Source organism: Pseudomonas sputi (genome assembly GCF_021603585.1).
Taxonomy (GTDB): Bacteria; Pseudomonadota; Gammaproteobacteria; order Pseudomonadales; family Pseudomonadaceae; genus Aquipseudomonas; species Aquipseudomonas sputi.
In genome coordinates this window covers 412,937-431,576 of the sequence record NZ_BQHI01000001.1, presented here as the reverse complement: position 1 = coordinate 431,576, position 18,640 = coordinate 412,937, and the positions used below count along the sequence as shown (strand labels likewise).

Sequence of the window (18,640 nt, the reverse complement as noted above, 5' to 3'; positions counted from 1 at the left end):
GCCCATGAATATCCTTGTTGTCGAAGACGAACCCAAGGCCGGCAATTACTTGCTCAACGGCTTGCAGGAACTGGGCTACTGCGTGAGCCTGGCCCGGGACGGCGCCGACGGTCTGCACCTGGCGCTGGAATTCGACTTCGACGTGATCGTGCTGGACGTGATGATGCCGAAAATGGATGGCTGGGAAGTGCTGCGCCGGCTGCGCAAGGAAACCGACACGCCGGTGCTGTTCCTCACCGCCCGCGACGACATCGCCGACCGGGTCAAGGGCCTGGAACTGGGTGCCGACGATTACCTGATCAAGCCGTTTTCCTTTGCCGAACTGGTGGCGCGCCTGCGCACCCTGACCCGGCGCGGGCCGATCCATGAAGAAGAGCAATTGCAGGTGGCCGATCTGCAGATCGATGTGCTCAAGCGTCGGGTCAGCCGCGCCGGCAACCGGATCACCCTGACCAACAAGGAATTCGCCCTGCTGCAATTGTTCGCCAGCCACACCGGGCAAGTGCTGTCGCGCTCGCTGATCGCCTCGCGGGTATGGGACATGAATTTCGACAGCGACACCAATGTGGTCGATGTCGCCGTGCGCCGCCTGCGGGCGAAGATCGACGATCCGTTCCCGCTCAAGCTGATCCACAGCGTGCGCGGCATCGGCTACCGCTTCGATACCCAGCCATGAAAATCGCCGGCACGTATTCCCTGACCTTGCGTCTGGCACTGGTCTTCGCCGTGCTCGCCTTCGCCGCGCTGGCAGGCCTGGGCGCCGCGCTTTACAACCAGCTGGAAACGCAGTTGATTCGTCGTGACGACATTCAACTGGTCAGTCGTGTCGATCAGTTGCGCACCTTCCTCAACGACAGCAACACCCTGGAGCTGATCAAGAACAAGCCGGCGCTGTTTCAAAACATGCTCGGTAACCGCGAAGCCTTGCTGACCATCGGCGCACCCGGCCAGCCGCCGTTGCTGGTGGTCAACCCCGGCAACCTTGCCACCCCGGACTTGCCCGCCGTACCGATCGATCATCCGATGGCCCTGAGCGATGTGCAGCACTTGCCGAGCGTCGACGGTGTGCCGTTTTCGGCGGTGGCGGCGACCATCGACTCGGGCGATCTGGGCAACCTGCAGGTGCTCACCGGCCGGCTGATGACCGAGCGCACGGCAATGCTCGCCAATTACCGGCTCAGCGTGTACGGCCTCGCTTCATTGGCAGCGGTCGTGTTGGCGCTGGTCGGCTGCCTGCTGGTCTATCGCGGCCTGCTGCCGCTGCGGCGGATTGCCCGGCATGCCCACGGAATCGGCATCGCCAACCTCGGCGAACGCCTCGATAGCCAAGGCACGCCTCGTGAATTGCAGCCGATGATCGAAGCCTTCAATGCGATGCTGGACCGGCTCGACAGAGGTGTCGCGCAATTGAGCCAGGTCTCCACCGACATGGCCCACGAACTGCGTACGCCGATCAACAACCTGCTCGGCGAAACCCAGGTCGCCCTGCAACAAAACCGCAGCGTTGACGCCTATCAACAGTTGCTCGCCTCCAACGTCGAAGAACTCGAACGCCTGGCGCGCATGCTCGACAACATGCTGTTTCTCGCCCGCACCGACCCGGCCAGCGCGCTGAGCCAGCGTCAGGAGCTGGACGCCGGCGATGAGATGCAGCGCATTGCCGACTACTTCGAAGGTCTGGCCGCCGATGTCGGCGTCACCATCGAGGCGAAAGGCAGCGGCGTCATCTGGGCCGAGCCGATGCTGCTGCGGCGGGCCCTGGCCAATCTGTGCGCCAACGCGATCAAGTACGGTGCCGCAGATTCGACGCTGCAGGTCGAGGCCATCGCCGAAGCGGACGGCAGCTATCTGCGGGTACGCAATCGGGGCACGACCATTCCTGCCGAGCATCTGTCGCGCCTGTTCGAGCGTTTCTATCGCGTCGATCCGTCCCGTGAACGTTCGGCCCAATCCAACGGTCTGGGCCTGTCGATCGTGGCGACCATCATGCAATTGCATCAGGGTCGCTACAGCGTCAGCAGCGCTGACGGCATCACCTGCTTTGAACTGTTCTTTCCGGCACGGGAGACGCGAGACGCGGGTGTGTGAAGACGGCCAGCGCAAACGCCGCGAGCATCAACACCGTGGCCACACCGAAGGTCAGGTGCAATCCGCCCGCGATGACTGCGGCCGACGCCTGGGTCGGATCGTCCGTGGCCAGGGCAAACACCGCGCCCATCGCCGCCGCCCCGGTAATCAACCCCAGATTGCGCGACAAGCCCAGCATGGCCGAGACCACACCGCGTTGATCCTGCGCAACGCCGGCCATCAACCCGGTGTTATTGGCGGCCTGGAACAGCGCATAACTCAAGGCCACCACCGTGATCGGCAGCACATAAGCGAGCACTCCGAAGCTCATCGGCAACAGCGCCAACAGCGCGCAACCGCACGCCAGGCCGAGTAATGCACCCGGCACCATCCGCCGCGCGCCGAAACGATCGACCAGACGCCCGGCCGGTACGCCGCTGAACGCCGCCAATAACGGCCCGACCGACAACACCAGGCCGACCTGCGTGCTGGTGAGGCCCAAGCCTCGGCTCAGATAAAACGGCCCGACCACCAGCGTGGTCATCATGACCGTCGTCACCAGCAAGGTCAGCGCCAGACTGCCGCTGGTGCGTCTGTCGGTGAACAATGACAGGTGAATCAGCGGCGCCTTGCTCCGCTTCTCGACCAGAATGAATAACCCCGCACCGAACAGGCTGATCAGCAGCAACGCCTGTTCGAATCCTTCAACCGTCATCGCCAGGGCATAGGCCGCCAGTGTCAGCATCAACACGGCGGTGCCGGGATAATCAAACGCAACACTTGTGCGTGCAGTTCGATCCTTCGGCAGGTAGCGATACACCAGCCACGCATTGAGCAAGCCCAACGGCACGTTGATCACAAAGATCGACGGCCAGCCGACATGCGCCATCAACAGCCCACCCAGCGACGGCCCGAGGGTGGTGCCGGTGGCCGACATCGTGGCCAGCAAGCCCATCGCGCTGCCGGCCCGGGATTTGGGCACCGCATCGGCCACCAGCGCCACGGTCAGCGCGAACATGATCGCCGCGCCGAGGCCTTGCACCGCCCGCGCACCGATCAGCCAGGCAAGGCTCGGCGCCAGTGCACACGCCAGCGAAGCAGCGGTGAAAATGCCGATGCCGATCAACAGCAAGCGCCGCCGCCCGACGCCGTCACCCAATCGCCCGACGCTGACAATCAGCGTGGTGACCGCCAGCAGATAGGCCAGAACGATCCACTGCACCTGTTGAAACGTCGCATCGAACGCCGCCGCCAGCGTGGGCAATCCGGCATTGGCAATGCTGGTGTCGAGTGACGGCATCAACATCGACAGCGCCAGACTGGTCAGCGCCCAGCGGGCGGGAGGGCTCAGGGGTTCTCGGGGCATGGGGTGGCTCACACGGCAGAGGTCATGGGACATAGCCTGAGCCTCGACAATACAAGGCGCAAGACGCATGCTTTGCACTTGATACCTGCATGGAACGCCATGTCATGAATACTCCGGATCTGAATCTGTTGATCACCCTCGACGTATTGCTGAGTGAAGGCAGCGTCGCTCGCGCCGCCGAACGCCTGCGCCTGAGCCCTTCGGCGATGAGTCGGGCGCTGGCCCGGCTGCGCGAAACCACCGGGGATCCCCTGCTGGTGCGCGCCGGTCGCGGTCTGGTGCCGACCCCGCGTGCGCTGGAGCTGCGCGACCGGGTCAGCTATCTGGTGCAGGAAGCCGAAGCGGTTTTGCGCCCGGCAGAAGTGCTTGATCCCGGCCAGTTGCAGCGCACCTTCACCCTGCGCAACACCGACGGATTTGTCGAAACCTTCGCCGCCGCCCTGCTCGCCCGCATCGCCGAAGAGGCGCCGGGCGTGCGCCTGCGCTTTGTGCAAAAGGCCGACAAGGACAGCACGCTGCTGCGCGAAGGCCGGGTGGATCTGGAAACCGGTGTGGTTGACGACAGCACCGACCCGACGCTGCACAGCCGCATCCTGTTCCGCGATCAGTGGATTGGCGTGGTGCGTGAGGGTCATCCGTTGAGCAGCGGCAAGGTCAGCGCCAAACGCTTCGCCGCCGGCCAGCACATTCTGGTGTCACGGCGCGGGCGCAGCAGTGGCCCGGTAGACGAAGCGTTGCTCGCCTTCGGCCTGACGCGGGACATCGTCACTTCGTTCGGCGGGTTTTCGGCGGCGCTGACGCTGGTCCGCGAATCGGACCTGATCGCCACCGTTCCGGAACGTCACACCAGCAAGCTGCGAACGGGCCTGCACAGTTTCTCCCTGCCCTTGCGCATGCCGGACATCAGCGTGTCGATGCTCTGGCACCCGCGTACGGACGCCGATCCGGCACATCGCTGGCTGCGCCATTGCGTGCGGGAAGTCTGCGCCTAACGCGCATCCCCGCCAGCGGGTTTATAGAACAGAAATTTCCTGGTCTCGGCGGTTTTCCGGTATTCCTTCGCCCAGCTTGGGTGAACGTTGCGGTCGTGGAAATACAGCGCGCCGTGGGTGCGATCGGTGAGCTGGCGGTTCAGCGCCTTGCCGGCGATTTCCTTGGCCAGGGCGTATTCGGCATCTTCCTTGACCTGATCCGGACGCCCGTCGCACCACCAGGAAAACTGGCAGCTCCTGGTTTCCGAGCCCTGCTTGACCACCTCGCACACCGTGCCGGGAAAGCCGTCATGCCCGAGGCGATTCATCACCACACTGGCCACGCCTTCCATGTCGGCAGTGTCCTTGCCCTTGGCTTCCCAATAGATACTGCGCGCCAGACAGGTGATCGGATCGTCCAGCGGTGCGGCGCCGGCGGGGTCGACCGCCTGCGCTTCGGTCGGGGTGATGGCTTCGGATTTGGGTGCAGGAGGTGCATCGGGTTTGTCGGCGGCCTTCTCTTCCAGTACCTCGGCTTTCGCTTCGGCCTTTTCCTTGATCGGTGCCTGATCGGTGGCCAGCGCCGTGCCGCTCAACAGGGTCAATACAAGACAGCAAAGCAACCCGTTCAATCCCATGATCATTCTTCCGGCAGGGCCCGCTGCGGGCAAAGTATTACGTGGTTGAGACGCCCGGTTTCCGGGGCCTTCGCAGAGTGTAGACGGCAAATTGCACGGAATCGTTCTGTAGAAAAAGCAGCGTTGTGAAGAAAAAGACATTGCACGAACCGGGGCCCTTTCGCGCATGATGTGCGCACTCAGCCCAAGGGAGATTTCCATGCGCTTCATGCCATCCTTTCTGCGATTCGCCGCGTTGTCCGTGGGCCTGACGCTGGCCACTTCGGCCATGGCCGCCGACGAGTCGCAATTGATCGAATCGATCAACAGCTACCGCAGCCAGCCGCAGCGTTGTGGCAGCCAGGCGTCCAGCGAATTGCCGCCGCTGTCGGCCGATCCGCGCCTGATTCTGCCGGCCAGCGGCGTGGTGGATTTACAGCAGGCGATGTCCAGCGCCCGCTACCCGATGGTCAACGTGCAGGCAATCACCCTCAACGGCCCCCGGGATGCGGCGTCGGCGATGAAGGCGATTCAGGAGAGTTTCTGCCAGGTGGTGCTGGATCCGCAGTTCGTCGATATCGGTGTCAGCCGCGCCGACCGTGACTGGCGCATCACCCTGGCCCGACCACTGCTCTCCGCCCGCCTCGGCGACGGTCAGGCTGAGGGCCAGAAACTCCTCGAACAACTCAACGCGGCCCGCGCCCAACCGCGCCAGTGCGGCAGTCAGGCGTTTGCAGCGACTGCGCCGCTGGCATGGAACGCGGTGCTCGGCGGCGTAGCCCAGGAGCACAGCCGCGAAATGGCCAACAACAATTATTTCGACCACAAGGACCGCAACGGCGGCACTCCCGGCGACCGCGCCGAACTGGCCGGCTACAGCGGCCAGCAGGTCGGCGAGAACATCGCTGCGGGACAAGACTCCGTGCAGAAAGTCGTGGCCGGCTGGCTTGCCAGTCCTGGGCATTGCGCCAATCTGATGAACCCGCAGTATCGCGAATTGGGCGCCGCTTACGCAGTCGATCCGAAGAGCAGCGCCGGCATTTACTGGACGGCGATGTTTGGCGGAGAGTAAACATCAAGGCATCCTCCCATTGCCGCGCAGCAAATGCCGGGCCGCCGAAGCGCCGACAAAGAACGCCGTAGCAACGAACGCGGCAATCGCCTGCAGCCAGTCAAAAAAACGAAAGGGTTGGATCGCGTGGTTCGGTCAGGTCACCGACTTAAACCCTTAAAATCCGGGCACTTGCAAAACCAAGAAGCGATAAATCCGAAATAACCATTTGGTCATCGACAGCATCAATCGGCCGTTCATTAAGAGTGATTGGACGCTGTTCAAAGTTGCTCATAACCTGCACCGCCCCGATCCCTTCAATAGTGGATTTCACCCCAGCGAGGCTGTCATGTCAGAGCGCGTCTTGATCGATGGTTACAACCGCCGCGTCGACTACCTGCGCATGTCGGTCACCGACCGCTGCGACTTTCGCTGCGTGTATTGCATGGCTGAAGACATGCAGTTTTTGCCGCGCCAACGGGTGCTGACGCTGGAGGAGATCTATCAACTGGCGCAGAGCTTCGTTGCGCTGGGCACCCGCAAGATTCGTTTGACCGGTGGCGAGCCGCTGATTCGCCCCGGCGTCGTCGGTTTGTGCAAACAGATCGCCGCCCTGCCCGGCCTGCGCGAACTGTGCCTGACCACCAACGGCTCGCAACTCGGCAAACTGGCCAGCCCGCTGTTCGACGCTGGGGTCAAACGCCTCAACGTCAGCCTCGACAGCCTTGATGCCGAGCGCTTCAAGCAGATGACCCGCACCGGCGACCTGGCCCAGGTGATCGACGGCATCGACGCCGCCCGCGCCGCCGGATTTACCCGCACTAAACTCAACTGCGTGGTGATGCAGGGCCGCAACGATCACGAGATCAACGATCTGGTGCAGTTCGCCATCGAGCGGGATCTGGATATTTCCTTCATCGAGGAAATGCCGCTGGGGATCATCAGCGAACACAGCCGCGCCGAGTCGTTCTTTTCCAGCACCCAGGTGCGCGAAAAGATCGCCGAGCGCTACACCCTGATCGACTCCGCCGAATCGACCCATGGCCCGTCGCGTTACTGGCGGCTGGCGGAAGCACCGCACATCCGGCTGGGGTTCATCTCGCCCCACAGCCACAACTTCTGCGGCACCTGCAACCGGGTGCGGCTGACCGTCGAGGGGCGTTTGCTACTGTGTCTGGGGAACGAGCACTCGGTGGATCTGAAAGCGGTACTGCGCGCCCATCCGGGTCAACCGGAACGGCTCGAGAAAGCCATCATCGAAGCGATGAAACTCAAGCCTTACCGGCACAACTTTGAAGTGAACGACGACGTGCAAGTGGTGCGTTTCATGAACATGACCGGCGGCTGATCCGCCACGTTTTCAAGGCAGAAAGCCGCATGATCATTCGACCCAAGGTCAATCAATTCGCCATCCTCTTCACGCTCAAGGGCTCGATTGCCAAGCGCATCGCCTTGCGCGCCCTGATGGTCACGCTGCTGGCGTCGGTCATCGTGCTGATGGAAATGCTCCACCCAAGCAACTTCACCAAGGTCAACGCCACGCCGTTCACCCTGCTCGGCCTGTCGCTGTCGATCTTCATGAATTTTCGCAACAACGCCTGTTACGACCGCTGGTACGAAGCGCGCAAGGCCTGGGGCGAAGTGATCGTGCAGGTGCGCTCGGTGATCCGCGAAACCCATGTGATCCGCGAGTCGGCACAACGCCGCCTGTTGCTGCTCAACCTCTGCGGCTTTGCCCACGCGCTGAATGCGCGACTGCGCCGGGAAGACGAAGCCGCCGCCAGCGCCCAATGGATCACCCCGCAGCACGATGCGCGAGTGCCGGATTACAGCGGGCGGATTCTACAAACGGTGGGGCAGCAATGTTCCGATCTGCATGAGTCAGGCGCGCTCAGCGAGTGGCGCTACATGCTGCTGGCCAATCACCTGACCAGCCTGACCCAGGCGCAGGCGGTGTGCGAGCGGATCAAGAACACGCCGCTGCCCTTCCCTTACACCTTGCTGCTGCACCGCACGATTTATCTGTTCTGCATCCTCCTGCCGTTCGCCATGGCCGAACCGCTGGGCTGGCTGACGCCATTGTTCACGGCGATTGTCAGCTACACCTTTTTTGGCCTAGATGCGATTGCCGATGAACTGGAAGACCCGTTCGGCCGGGATGAAAACGATTTGCCGACCGATGCGCTGGTGCGTGGTATCGAGCGGGATATTCTCTCGGAGCTGGGGACTGAGCCGTTGCCGCCGGCGCTGAAACCGGTGGACTACGTTCTCAGTTAATCGACTGCCGCCCCCTTCGGAGGAAGGAACGTTATCAATCCAGATGCGCCCAGGTCATGCGAAACGACGCCCCGCCCCATGGTGAATCGCCGACTTCGACCTGCCCGCCATGGGATTGCGACACCCGCCGCACCAGCGCCAGACCGAGGCCGAAACCGCCCGTGCGGCGGTCGCGGCTGGCGTCCAGGCGCGAGAACGGTTCGAAGATTTTCTCCCGGCCTTCCAGCGGCACACCCGGCCCGTCGTCGTTGACCTGCACTTCGTACTGATCGCCGATGCGCACCAGCGACACCTCGACCCGCTGCTCGGCATAGCGAATGGCATTGCGCAGCAGATTGATCACCGCCCGCGCCATGAAGCGTGGTTCGATCCGCACTTCATCGACCCGGCAATCAACGATCAGCAACTGCACCCCGGCCGCCTCGGCCTCCAGGGCTACGCTGCCGACTACGCTGTCCAGCCAGTTGGCAGCCTGAATGTTCTCGCGGGTAATCACCGTCGCGCCGCGTTCGAGGCTGGCGTAGGTCAGCAGCTCGGAAACCATTTCTTCCAGCTCGCCGAGGTCGGCGTACATGTCGGCGATCAGTTCGCGGTGCTGGCTGGCATCCGGTTGCTGCTTGAGCTGATCGAGTTCGAACGACAACCGGGCAATCGGCGTACGCAATTCGTGGGAGACGGCGTTGGTCAGCTCGCGCTGGTTGGCAATCAGCCCCTCGATGCGCGCCGCCATCAGGTTGAAGTGACCGGCCAGGTCGCGGATGTTCGAGCGTTTGGACAGCTGGATTCGCACCGAGAGGTCGTTGTCGCCGAAACGCTCGGCGGCCAGCCGCAGTTTTTCCAGATCGCGCCAGTGCGGGCGAACCCAGAAGTACAGGACAATGCCGAGCAGCACGGCCAGCATCAGATAAGCCCCGGCAATGTAGAACTGCATCAGACTCGGCTCGGGCGGCAGCTTGATGCTGAGCAGCTGCGAACCACCGTCGATGTTGCTGATGAACTGCGTGTAATCGTCGCGGATCACCAACAGCTCCTGAGCCAGTTCGGCTTTTTCCTGATCGTTGAGGTTCAACTGGTCAGCCTCGACCAGGCTCAACGTCAGCCCGTAGTGCGGTCGCAAGGTCTCCAGTTGCGCCTCGCGCGCCGCGCCCTGCTGGTCGCGCATGTGTTCGACCAGCGACCAGGCCTGACCGCGCACCGCTTCCCGGTTGTAGGCCTGCATCTGGTTGTCGAGCAGTGCATTGAAAGTGTGCTCGACGGTTTGCAGCGCCGCCACCAGCCCGACGGTCATCACCAGAAACAGCCCGAGAAATAACCGCAGCATCTACAACTCCCACGCGAACGGATTGAACAGGTAACCCTTGCCCCACACGGTCTTGATGCAGACCGGCTCGCGAGGGTTGTCCTTGAGTTTGTTGCGCAACTTGCTGATGTACACGTCGACGCTGCGGTTGAGGCCATCGAACGCGATGCCGCGCATGCGGTTGAGAATGTCATCGCGCGACAGGATCTTGCCGGCGGCGCTGGCCAGCAGCCACAGCAGCTCGAATTCCATGGTGGTCAGTTCGATCAGCTCGCCCGCCAGACGCACTTCGCGGCAACTGCGGTCGATGACCAGATTGCCGAATTCCAGCGAACTGACCACGCCGCTGTCCGGCACCTGCCGGCGTTGCAGGGCCCGCAGGCGTGCGAGCAGGACGGGCGGCTTGATCGGTTTGATCACGTAATCGTCGGCGCCGGATTCCAGGCCCAGAATATGGTCGAGGTCGTCTTCCTTGGCCGTCAGAATGACAATCGGCGTGTCCGACACGCTGCGGATTTCCCGGCACACGTGCAGACCACTCTGCCCCGGCAGCATCAGGTCGAGCACCACCACTTTGGGCCTGAATTCAAGAAACGCGGCCACGGCCAGGTCGCCGCGATGCACCGTGCGGACCTCATAGCCGTGTTGTTCGAGAAAGTGGGCGATCAGCGCGGCCAGCCGCTCATCGTCTTCCACCAGCAGGACTCTGCCAAAACCCAGGTTATCCATAACAACCGCCGCCAACCGCTTTGTGAAGTGGGCGCCATTATGGCGGCATTCGCGGGCGAGTCGTTTATCGCAGGCAGCAAAAACCGGCCTCCGGGGCCGGTTTTCGTTGATGTTTCATACTCTTAAGAGTTTTTAACAATTCATGCCGCGACAGGTACGCCGCTGTGGAAACGGAATTCCTCGTCCGGCGATTCGATCAGCTCCTGCTCGGCGGCGCGCACTCTCTCGATCACCTGGGCGATGTCCTTGGCGTCACCGTACTGGTAAGCCAGTTTCAGGTAACCCTGAAAATGCCGGGCCTCGCTTTTCAGCAGGCCGAAGTAGAACTTGCCGAGTTCTTCGTCCAGATGCGGCACCAGCGCTTCGAACCGCTCGCAACTGCGCGCTTCGATAAAGGCGCCGACCACCAGGGTGTCGACCAGTTTCACCGGTTCGTGGCTGCGCACGACTTTGCGCAGGCTCGAGGCATAACGGCCGGCGTGCAGCTGGCGCAGTTCGATCTTGCGCCGTTTCATGATGCGCATCACCTGTTCGTGGTGCACCAGTTCTTCCCGGGCCAGACGCGACATCATGTTGATCAGATCGACATGGGAATGGTATTTGGCGATCAAGCTCAACGCGGTGCTGGCGGCCTTGAACTCGCAATTCTTGTGGTCGATCAGCAGGGTTTCCTGATCGGCCAGCGCGGCCTGGACCCAGGCATCAGGCGTGCGGCAACCAAGGAATTCGTGGATTTCGGGAAGGATCATGGGGCTCACGGTCAAAAGGTGTTCGAGCGAAGGGCGCCGATTATACCGGCCTGTCCGCAGACCACCAGCGGCCTGGATTGATATGCATCAAGTCGCAGGCACGGCCGCAGCAACTATAGTTGTGCAACGCCGTGCCTTTTCATTGCTGGAGACTCCGCTCATGCAAGCCATTCGCAGCATTCTGGTGGTCATCGAACCCGAACACGCGGAAAGCCTGGCGCTCAAGCGCGCCAAGCTGATCGCCGGTGTGACCCAGGCCCATCTGCACCTGCTGGTCTGCGACAAGAAGCACGATCACGCCGGCATGCTCAGCGTGCTCAAGGCCGCGCTGCTGGCGGACGGCTACAGCGTCACCACCGAACAGGCATGGAACGAGAGCCTGCACGAAACCATTATCGATGTGCAGCAGGCTGAAGGGTGCGGGCTGGTGATCAAGCAGCACTTCCCCGACAGCCCGCTGAAAAAGGCCCTGCTGACCCCGGCGGACTGGAAACTGCTGCGCCACTGCCCGACCCCGGTGCTGCTGGTGAAAACCGCGGGCTCATGGAAGGACAAGGTGATTCTGGCGGCGATCGACGTGGGCAATGCCGACGGCGAACACCGTCATCTGCACACCACCATCATCGACCACGGCTATGACATCGCCAGCCTGGCCAAAGGGCATCTGCACGTAATTACCGCCCATCCGTCACCGATGCTCTCGGCGGCCGACCCGACGTTCCAGCTCAAGGAAACCATCGAGGCGCGCTATCGCGAGCAATGCCGGGCGTTTCAGGCTGAATTCGATGTCGACGACGAGCATCTGCATGTCGAGGAAGGTCCGGCGGACGTGCTGATTCCATTCATGGCGCACAAGCTGCAGGCGGCGGTGACCGTGATCGGCACCGTGGCGCGCAGCGGCGTGTCCGGTGCGTTGATTGGCAACACGGCCGAACAGGTGCTGGATCAGCTGGAGAGCGATGTGCTGGTGCTCAAGCCGCAGGAGGTTGAAGACCATTTGGTCGAGTTGGCGGTGAAGCATTAAGCACTGTTGTCATCCGGTGGCGAGCATGCTCGCCACCGGAAATGCTCACTCGCCCAGTGCATCCTTCAGAAAACCCGGCGCAATGTAGCGCTGATAGTGCGCTTCCGACAGCAGGAAGAATTCCCGATCAATGGCATCGCGCAGTTCCGGCAGGTTCCAGTCGCGAAACTCCGGCAGCAGCACCATCCCGTAGGCTTCCAGATTAATGATCACCCGCGCGCCCCGGGCGATCAGCTGATACGCCCAGCAATATTCCGACTGATGCGGCACGAAGCGGATCTTGCGCTGTTCCAGCTGCTGGCGCAGACGCGCCGGATCGAAGACCTCGACCTTGCTGGCCATCACCTGTGACAGCAATTGCTCAAGACGCAGCCACACCGCGCGCTTTTCTTCCTCGTTGTAACCGTTCCAGTGGATCACTTCGTGGTGGAAACGCTTGCAGCCACGGCACACCAGATCACCGTAAACGGTGGAGCAGAGGCCGACGCAGGGGGTCTTGATGGTCTGATTGGGCATAAATGGGCAAAACACTTGAAACGCGGAACAGGTCGGCATGTTAGCCCTTTGTCCGGCATTCATCACCCCTCAAACGTCAGGGGCAAGCGCTGGATCAGGGTTGGCCCCGCCCGCGCACAACGCAACCAAAGTCCAATAGAGCGCGACTTACCTTTAAATTTTTTTTGCCGTAGAATCAGCCAGCCTTTTTAGGCGCCAATGTCCGTTAGAAGCTGTTTTCAAAGCGTCACGAGCACAGTCGTTCCTTCAGAGCGGTGTTGGCGAAGGGTTTTTCCAGCGGGGAAAAGCCCAGCGCCAACCCTCATCAGCTCCCCGTTCTGCAGGCGTAAAACTTTGAAAGCAGCTTCTGTAAGGAATTGCCGGTAATTCTGGCCGAACGACCCACAACGTCGTGAGGAGCATGAGTACGGCAATTTCGGGATGAGCGTCCCGGACACCCATTTGGGACCACTGATGAGGGTAATAACTGTGCTTGAAGCCTACCGCAAACATATCGAAGAGCGTGCAGCCCTGGGTATCGTTCCCCAGCCGCTTAACGCCGAACAAACTGCAGGCCTGGTCGAGCTGCTGAAGAATCCTCCGGCTGGCGAAGAAGCTTTCCTCGTTGACCTGATCACCAATCGCGTACCACCAGGAGTGGACGAAGCCGCCTACGTCAAGGCCGGTTTCCTCTCCGCACTGGCCAAGGGCGAAGTCTCCTCCCCTCTGCTGGACAAGAAGCGCGCTGTAGAACTGCTCGGCACCATGCAGGGCGGCTACAACATCGTGACCCTGGTTGAACTGCTGGACGACGCCGAGCTGGCGCCAGTGGCTGCCGAGGAACTCAAGCACACCCTGCTGATGTTCGATGCCTTCCACGACGTGGCTGAAAAGGCCAAGAACGGCAACGTTCACGCCAAGGCCGTGCTGCAATCCTGGGCTGACGGCGAGTGGTTCAAGAAGCGCCCTGTGCTGGCCGACAAGATCAGCCTGCGCGTCTTCAAGGTCACCGGCGAAACCAACACCGACGACCTGTCCCCTGCGCCAGACGCCTGGTCGCGTCCAGACATCCCGCTGCACGCCCTGGCCATGCTGAAAATGGCCCGTGACGGCATCGTTCCGGACGAGCAAGGCAAGACCGGCCCGATGAAGCAGATCGAAGAAATGCGCGGCCAGGGCTTCCCTATCGCCTACGTCGGTGACGTGGTCGGTACCGGTTCCTCGCGTAAATCGGCGACCAACTCGGTGCTGTGGTTCTTCGGCGACGACATCCCTTACGTGCCGAACAAGCGCGCTGGCGGTTTCTGCTTCGGCAGCAAAATCGCTCCGATCTTCTACAACACCATGGAAGATGCCGGCGCACTGCCGATCGAGTTCGACGTGTCGAACATGAACATGGGCGACGTGATCGACCTGTACCCGCACGCTGGCAAAGTCTGCAAGCACGGTACCGACGAAGTCATCACCACCTTCGAAATGAAGACCCCGGTTCTGCTGGACGAAGTCCGCGCCGGCGGCCGTATCCCGCTGATCATCGGCCGTGGCCTGACCGAGAAGGCTCGCGCCGAACTGGGTCTGCCAGCGTTCGACCTGTTCAAGAAACCTGAAGCTCCGGCTGAAAGCACCAAGGGCTTCACCCTGGCGCAGAAAATGGTCGGCAAGGCGTGCGGTCTGGCAGAAGGCAAAGGCGTTCGTCCTGGCACCTACTGCGAACCGAAGATGACCACCGTAGGTTCTCAGGACACCACCGGTCCAATGACCCGTGACGAACTGAAAGACCTGGCGTGCCTGGGCTTCTCCGCTGATCTGGTGATGCAGTCCTTCTGCCACACCGCGGCGTATCCGAAGCCGATCGACGTGACCACCCACCACACCCTGCCTGACTTCATCATGACCCGCGGCGGCGTTTCCCTGCGTCCGGGCGACGGCATCATCCACTCGTGGCTGAACCGCATGCTGCTGCCGGACACCGTCGGTACCGGTGGTGACTCGCACACCCGTTTCCCGATGGGCATCTCGTTCCCGGCCGGTTCCGGTCTGGTCGCGTTCGCCGCCGCCACCGGCGTCATGCCGCTGGACATGCCGGAATCGATCCTGGTGCGCTTCAAAGGCAAAATGAAACCTGGCATCACCCTGCGTGACCTGGTTCATGCCATTCCTTACTTCGCCATCCAGAACGGTCTGCTGACCGTCGAGAAGAAAGGCAAGAAAAACGCCTTCTCCGGCCGCATCCTGGAAATCGAAGGCCTGGAAGGTCTGACCCTGGAACAGGCGTTCGAACTGTCCGACGCCTCGGCCGAACGTTCGGCTGCCGGTTGCACCATCAAGCTGTCGAAAGAGTCGATCACCGAGTACCTGCAGTCCAACATCACCCTGCTGCGCTGGATGATCGGCGAAGGCTACGGCGATGCGCGTACCCTGGAGCGTCGTGCCCAAGCGATGGAAGCCTGGATCGCCAACCCGCAACTGATGGAAGCCGATGCCGACGCCGAATACGCCGAAGTCATCGAAATCGATCTGGCGGACATCAGCGAGCCTGTACTGTGCGCGCCGAACGACCCGGACGACGCCCGTCTGCTGTCCAGCGTTGCTGGCGAGAAGATCGACGAAGTGTTCATCGGTTCGTGCATGACCAACATCGGTCACTTCCGTGCTGCCGGTAAACTGCTGGATCAGGTCAAGGGTCAACTGCCAACCCGTCTGTGGCTGTCGCCGCCGACCAAGATGGACGCTCACCAACTGACCGAAGAAGGCTACTACGGCATCTACGGCAAGGCCGGCGCCCGCATGGAAATGCCAGGCTGCTCGCTGTGCATGGGTAACCAGGCACGCGTTGAGCCGAACAGCACCGTGGTGTCGACCTCGACCCGTAACTTCCCGAACCGTCTGGGTGACGGCGCGAACGTCTACCTGGCTTCGGCTGAGCTGGCGTCCGTTGCCTCGATCCTGGGTCGCCTGCCGACCGTCGAGGAGTACATGGAATACGCTGGCAAGATCGACAGCATGGCGGCCGACGTTTACCGCTACCTGTCCTTCGACCAGATTGCCGAGTTCCGTGAAGCGGCTGCGAACGCCAAGATTCCGGTCGTTCAAGCCTAACGCTGCAACGCAATGAAAAACGCCGCCCATCGCGAGATGAGCGGCGTTTTTTTATGCCTGCCGGAGGGGGCCTCGCCCCGCGCTGATCGTTCCCACGCTCCACGTGGGAACGATCATCTTGGGAGCGAACCTGCCCGCGAAGATCGCAAGCACAAAAAAGGCCGACCTGCGAGGCAGATCGGCCTTTGAGTTTCACAAGATCAAACGCAATCTTGTGTTGGATCTCACGCCGTCAGCGAATAAATCAACGCCGAAATCGCCACCAGACCCACAGCGGTGACAAACACGTTCGACATCTGCCCACGATAACGGGCCATCGCCGGCACTTTGCGGATCGCGTACATCGGCATCAGGAACAGGATCGCTGCGATGACCGGGCCACCGATGGTTTCGATCATGCCGAGAATGCTCGGGTTCAGGGTCGCCACGATCCAGCACACCACCAGCATGAACGCCGCCACGATGCGATCCAGCGCCTTGGCACCCGGACGCTTGCCGCTTTTGACGATCAAACCCTTCAGGCCTTCGCTGGCACCGATGTAGTGGCCGAGGAACGACTTGGAGATCGCCACGAACGCAATCAGCGGTGCCGCGAACGCGATGGTCGGGTTGCTGAAGTGGTTGGCCAGGTACGACAGGATCGACAGGTTCTGCGCCTTGGCTTGCGCCAGTTGCTCCGGCGACAGGGTCAGTACGCAGCTGAAGACGAAGAACAGCACCATCACCACCATCAGCAGGTGGGCGCGGGACAGGATCTGCGAGCTGCGCTCATCCGCGTGAATGCCGTAACGACGCTTCTGATCCACCGCAAACGCCGAGATGATCGGCGAGTGGTTGAACGAGAACACCATCACCGGAATCGCCAGCCACAACGTGTGCAGCAGCGCCGACGGTGCCGGCACCTGCGAAGCGGTGCTCAGGATGCCGCCGTTCCAGTGCGGAATCAGGTACACCGCCAGGAACAGCAGCGCGACGATGAACGGATACACCATCAGACTCATAGCCTTGACGATCACCTGTTCGCCGCAACGCACCACGGCCAGCAGGCCGAGGATCAGCACGAACGACAGCAGCGCGCGCGGTGGCGGCGTGATGTGCAGTTGGTGTTCGAGGAAACTGGCGACCGTGTTGGTCAGGCCGACGCTGTAGATCAGCAGGATCGGGAAGATCGCGAAGAAGTACAGCAAGGTGATCAGCGCGCCGGCCTTGATGCCGAAATGCTGTTCCACCACGTCAGTGATGTCGGCGCCTTCGCGACCGGAGAGCACGAAGCGGGTCAGGCCGCGGTGTGCGTAGAACGTCATCGGGAAGGCCAGCAGCGCGAGGATCACCAGCGGCCAGAAGCCACCCAGACCTGCGTTGATCGGCAAAAACAGGGTACCGGCGCCGATGGCCGTCCCGAACAGTCCCAACATCCAGGTAGTGTCATGGCGATTCCAGCTCGACAGTTCGGCTGGTGCTGCCGCCTCAAAGCGTTGTTCGACGCTATTGGCCTGATCATTCATCCGGTCGGATCTCCGCATTCCGGTCACTTGCCACTCGGTCAGGACGCGTCGGAAAAAACCGACAGACATGCTCCGGCCGAAACAGGGGCGCGATTCTCCGCGATAAATGAGCAGAAGCAAAGACTTAGCTGAGGAATGGTTGTACGGAGCAGATCGGAGGCTTGTCGTTTTTGGGAAAAATACTGTCGGCGCCAGATACGCCATATGTCGCTTTATGGCATGTACCGGCGCCGAATAAGCCATGGGAAAGCCCGATCAGATTGATCGGGCCAATATGAAGCCGAGGAACATGCAAAAGATGCCCAGCCCCAGCAACCCCCAGATCGGGCGCATTTCTTTCCGGTTTTTGATGCGTATTTTTTCGGCCCACTCATCGTGTTCCCGTTCCAGTTGTTCCATTCTGGCTTTGGCGTCATAGGTGCTCATATGGATTTCCTTTTGGGTCATGTGTCTGAAGATTGCGAAAACGAACGCTCAAAACTTGAAAAAGACGCCTGCCAATGCCGCGCTTGCCGTCAACACGCCGGCCACCACCGCGACTGGATAAAAATACGTCTCCCACTTCAGCTTCTTCTGTTCCGCCAGAAGCTTCTGCCGCTCAGCTATCAGTTTTCGCGTTTCGTTATGCAGCCTGTCGAGTTCCAGGTTTTCACGGTTGTTCTGAAGCATTGGCCTTCCTTGGCTGATGGCAATTTCCGTCCGGGTTGCCGCTCCGTCCTGAAGAGCGCATCACGTCATACTCTCTATGGTTTCGCGTTTCTCACCCCGCCGTATAGCGGATGAATCCGGCAGCACGCGTAGGCAACATCCGTAAATCCCGCAGGACGGTGCGTCCATTTCCTAACACTTTTAAACAGCCCCACCGACTGGCATTTTTCGGCTATACCCAATGGCGAATTGACTGACATCCCCGTCCAGTCCCCTTCGCCTGTGGAGCCATCCCATGCCTCTCGTCCGCGTCGACATCAAGAAAAACCCGGACCCGACGTTCGCCAAACGCATTGGCGAAGTGATCTACGCCGCCCTGCGCAGCGAGATCAATGTGCCGGAACATGACAACTTTCAGGTGCTGGCCGAGCACGACGACCAGCACTTCGTCTATGACCCGCAATATCTGGGGATTCAGCGCAGCGACGGCATCGTGTTCATCCAGCTGACCATCAGCGAAGGCCGCACCGTGGAGATGAAACAACGGCTGTTCCAGACCATCGCGCGCAACTTGAACCAGCAACTGGCCGTGCGCCAGGAAGACGTGTTCATCAATCTGGTGGAGGTGAAAAAAGAGAACTGGTCGTTCGGCAACGGCATCGCCCAGTACGTGACGTGATTCAGTGACCGCCTGCGCCGGCGTCACCTTCTGACGAAGCACCCGCGCACTCCCCGCCTCAGC

General features: G+C 61.3%; 18 protein-coding genes. 9 read left to right on the top strand and 9 right to left on the bottom strand.

Annotation, left to right across the window (positions count from 1 at the left end; genetic code table 11):
- The first annotated feature begins 4 nt into the window (after positions 1-4).
- Together L6D81_RS02040 and L6D81_RS02035 are read left to right on the top strand one after the other, a co-directional pair.
- On the top strand, positions 5-676 hold the full coding sequence (locus tag L6D81_RS02040) for a heavy metal response regulator transcription factor (protein ID WP_236177703.1): 672 nt from the start codon (positions 5-7) through the stop codon (positions 674-676).
- Positions 673-2,088 carry a heavy metal sensor histidine kinase gene (locus L6D81_RS02035; protein ID WP_236177702.1) on the top strand — a complete coding sequence of 472 codons (1,416 nt, stop codon included), beginning with the start codon at positions 673-675 and terminating at the stop codon, positions 2,086-2,088. Before L6D81_RS02040 ends, L6D81_RS02035 begins: the two co-directional genes overlap by 4 nt.
- On the opposite strand, the gene L6D81_RS02030 is transcribed toward L6D81_RS02035, so the two are convergent.
- Positions 2,033-3,433, bottom strand: a complete 1,401-nt coding sequence (locus L6D81_RS02030; RefSeq protein WP_236177701.1) for an MFS transporter — start codon at positions 3,431-3,433, stop codon at positions 2,033-2,035. The two genes, L6D81_RS02035 and L6D81_RS02030, sit on opposite strands and share 56 nt — an antisense overlap.
- A 104-nt stretch (positions 3,434-3,537) precedes the next feature.
- On the opposite strand from L6D81_RS02030, the gene L6D81_RS02025 reads away from it, so the two are divergent.
- Entirely contained in the window at positions 3,538-4,425 is an 888-nt protein-coding gene (locus L6D81_RS02025; protein WP_236177700.1) for a LysR family transcriptional regulator, read from the top strand.
- Here L6D81_RS02025 and L6D81_RS02020 read toward each other — a convergent pair.
- Positions 4,422-5,042: a cell wall hydrolase gene (locus L6D81_RS02020; RefSeq protein WP_236177699.1), complete on the bottom strand. Its 621-nt coding sequence runs from the start codon at positions 5,040-5,042 to the stop codon at positions 4,422-4,424. The two genes, L6D81_RS02025 and L6D81_RS02020, sit on opposite strands and share 4 nt — an antisense overlap.
- 199 nt (positions 5,043-5,241) lie before the next feature.
- Here L6D81_RS02020 and L6D81_RS02015 point away from each other — a divergent pair, with 199 nt between their 5' ends.
- The 3 genes from L6D81_RS02015 (at position 5,242) to L6D81_RS02005 (ending at position 8,349) form a co-directional block, all read left to right on the top strand.
- Positions 5,242-6,093: a CAP domain-containing protein gene (locus L6D81_RS02015; RefSeq protein WP_236177698.1), complete on the top strand. Its 852-nt coding sequence runs from the start codon at positions 5,242-5,244 to the stop codon at positions 6,091-6,093.
- 328 nt (positions 6,094-6,421) lie between these two features.
- Positions 6,422-7,420, top strand: a complete 999-nt coding sequence (gene moaA / locus L6D81_RS02010; RefSeq protein WP_236177697.1) for a GTP 3',8-cyclase MoaA — start codon at positions 6,422-6,424, stop codon at positions 7,418-7,420.
- Between the two features lie 29 nt (positions 7,421-7,449).
- Positions 7,450-8,349: a bestrophin family protein gene (locus tag L6D81_RS02005; protein WP_236177696.1), complete on the top strand. Its 900-nt coding sequence runs from the start codon at positions 7,450-7,452 to the stop codon at positions 8,347-8,349.
- Positions 8,350-8,383: 34 nt separating this feature from the next.
- Here the strand turns inward: L6D81_RS02005 and L6D81_RS02000 are convergent, their stop codons facing one another.
- The 3 genes from L6D81_RS02000 to L6D81_RS01990 all read right to left on the bottom strand — a co-directional run bounded on the left by L6D81_RS02000 (position 8,384) and on the right by L6D81_RS01990 (position 11,127).
- Complete coding sequence (locus L6D81_RS02000) at positions 8,384-9,670, bottom strand: ATP-binding protein (RefSeq protein WP_236177695.1); 1,287 nt, start codon at positions 9,668-9,670, stop codon at positions 8,384-8,386.
- A complete protein-coding gene (locus L6D81_RS01995; protein ID WP_236177694.1) occupies positions 9,671-10,378 on the bottom strand; it encodes a response regulator in 708 nt (235 codons plus the stop codon).
- Between the two features lie 140 nt (positions 10,379-10,518).
- Positions 10,519-11,127, bottom strand: a complete 609-nt coding sequence (locus tag L6D81_RS01990) for a MiaE family protein (protein ID WP_236177693.1) — start codon at positions 11,125-11,127, stop codon at positions 10,519-10,521.
- Positions 11,128-11,287: 160 nt separating this feature from the next.
- On the opposite strand from L6D81_RS01990, the gene L6D81_RS01985 reads away from it, so the two are divergent.
- Positions 11,288-12,151: a universal stress protein gene (locus tag L6D81_RS01985; protein WP_236177692.1), complete on the top strand. Its 864-nt coding sequence runs from the start codon at positions 11,288-11,290 to the stop codon at positions 12,149-12,151.
- A gap of 45 nt (positions 12,152-12,196) precedes the next feature.
- Here the strand turns inward: L6D81_RS01985 and L6D81_RS01980 are convergent, their stop codons facing one another.
- On the bottom strand, positions 12,197-12,667 hold the full coding sequence (locus tag L6D81_RS01980) for a DUF1289 domain-containing protein (protein ID WP_085711613.1): 471 nt from the start codon (positions 12,665-12,667) through the stop codon (positions 12,197-12,199).
- Positions 12,668-13,135: 468 nt separating this feature from the next.
- Here L6D81_RS01980 and acnB point away from each other — a divergent pair, with 468 nt between their 5' ends.
- The gene (acnB, locus tag L6D81_RS01975; protein WP_041475328.1) at positions 13,136-15,745 is read left to right on the top strand and encodes a bifunctional aconitate hydratase 2/2-methylisocitrate dehydratase; all 2,610 of its coding nucleotides are present in this window, start codon (positions 13,136-13,138) and stop codon (positions 15,743-15,745) included.
- Positions 15,746-15,969: 224 nt separating this feature from the next.
- Here acnB and L6D81_RS01970 read toward each other — a convergent pair whose 3' ends face one another.
- The 3 genes from L6D81_RS01970 to L6D81_RS01960 form a co-directional block, all read right to left on the bottom strand.
- Positions 15,970-17,250 (bottom strand): HAAAP family serine/threonine permease, encoded by a 1,281-nt coding sequence (locus L6D81_RS01970; RefSeq protein ID WP_236177691.1) that lies wholly within the window; start codon positions 17,248-17,250, stop codon positions 15,970-15,972.
- Positions 17,251-17,505: 255 nt separating this feature from the next.
- A complete protein-coding gene (locus tag L6D81_RS01965; RefSeq protein WP_236177690.1) occupies positions 17,506-17,676 on the bottom strand; it encodes a hypothetical protein in 171 nt (56 codons plus the stop codon).
- 48 nt (positions 17,677-17,724) lie between these two features.
- Positions 17,725-17,919: a hypothetical protein gene (locus L6D81_RS01960; RefSeq protein ID WP_039767148.1), complete on the bottom strand. Its 195-nt coding sequence runs from the start codon at positions 17,917-17,919 to the stop codon at positions 17,725-17,727.
- A 274-nt stretch (positions 17,920-18,193) separates the two neighbouring features.
- On the opposite strand from L6D81_RS01960, the gene L6D81_RS01955 reads away from it, so the two are divergent.
- Positions 18,194-18,577, top strand: a complete 384-nt coding sequence (locus L6D81_RS01955) for a tautomerase family protein (protein ID WP_007958838.1) — start codon at positions 18,194-18,196, stop codon at positions 18,575-18,577.
- Positions 18,578-18,640 lie beyond the last annotated feature (63 nt).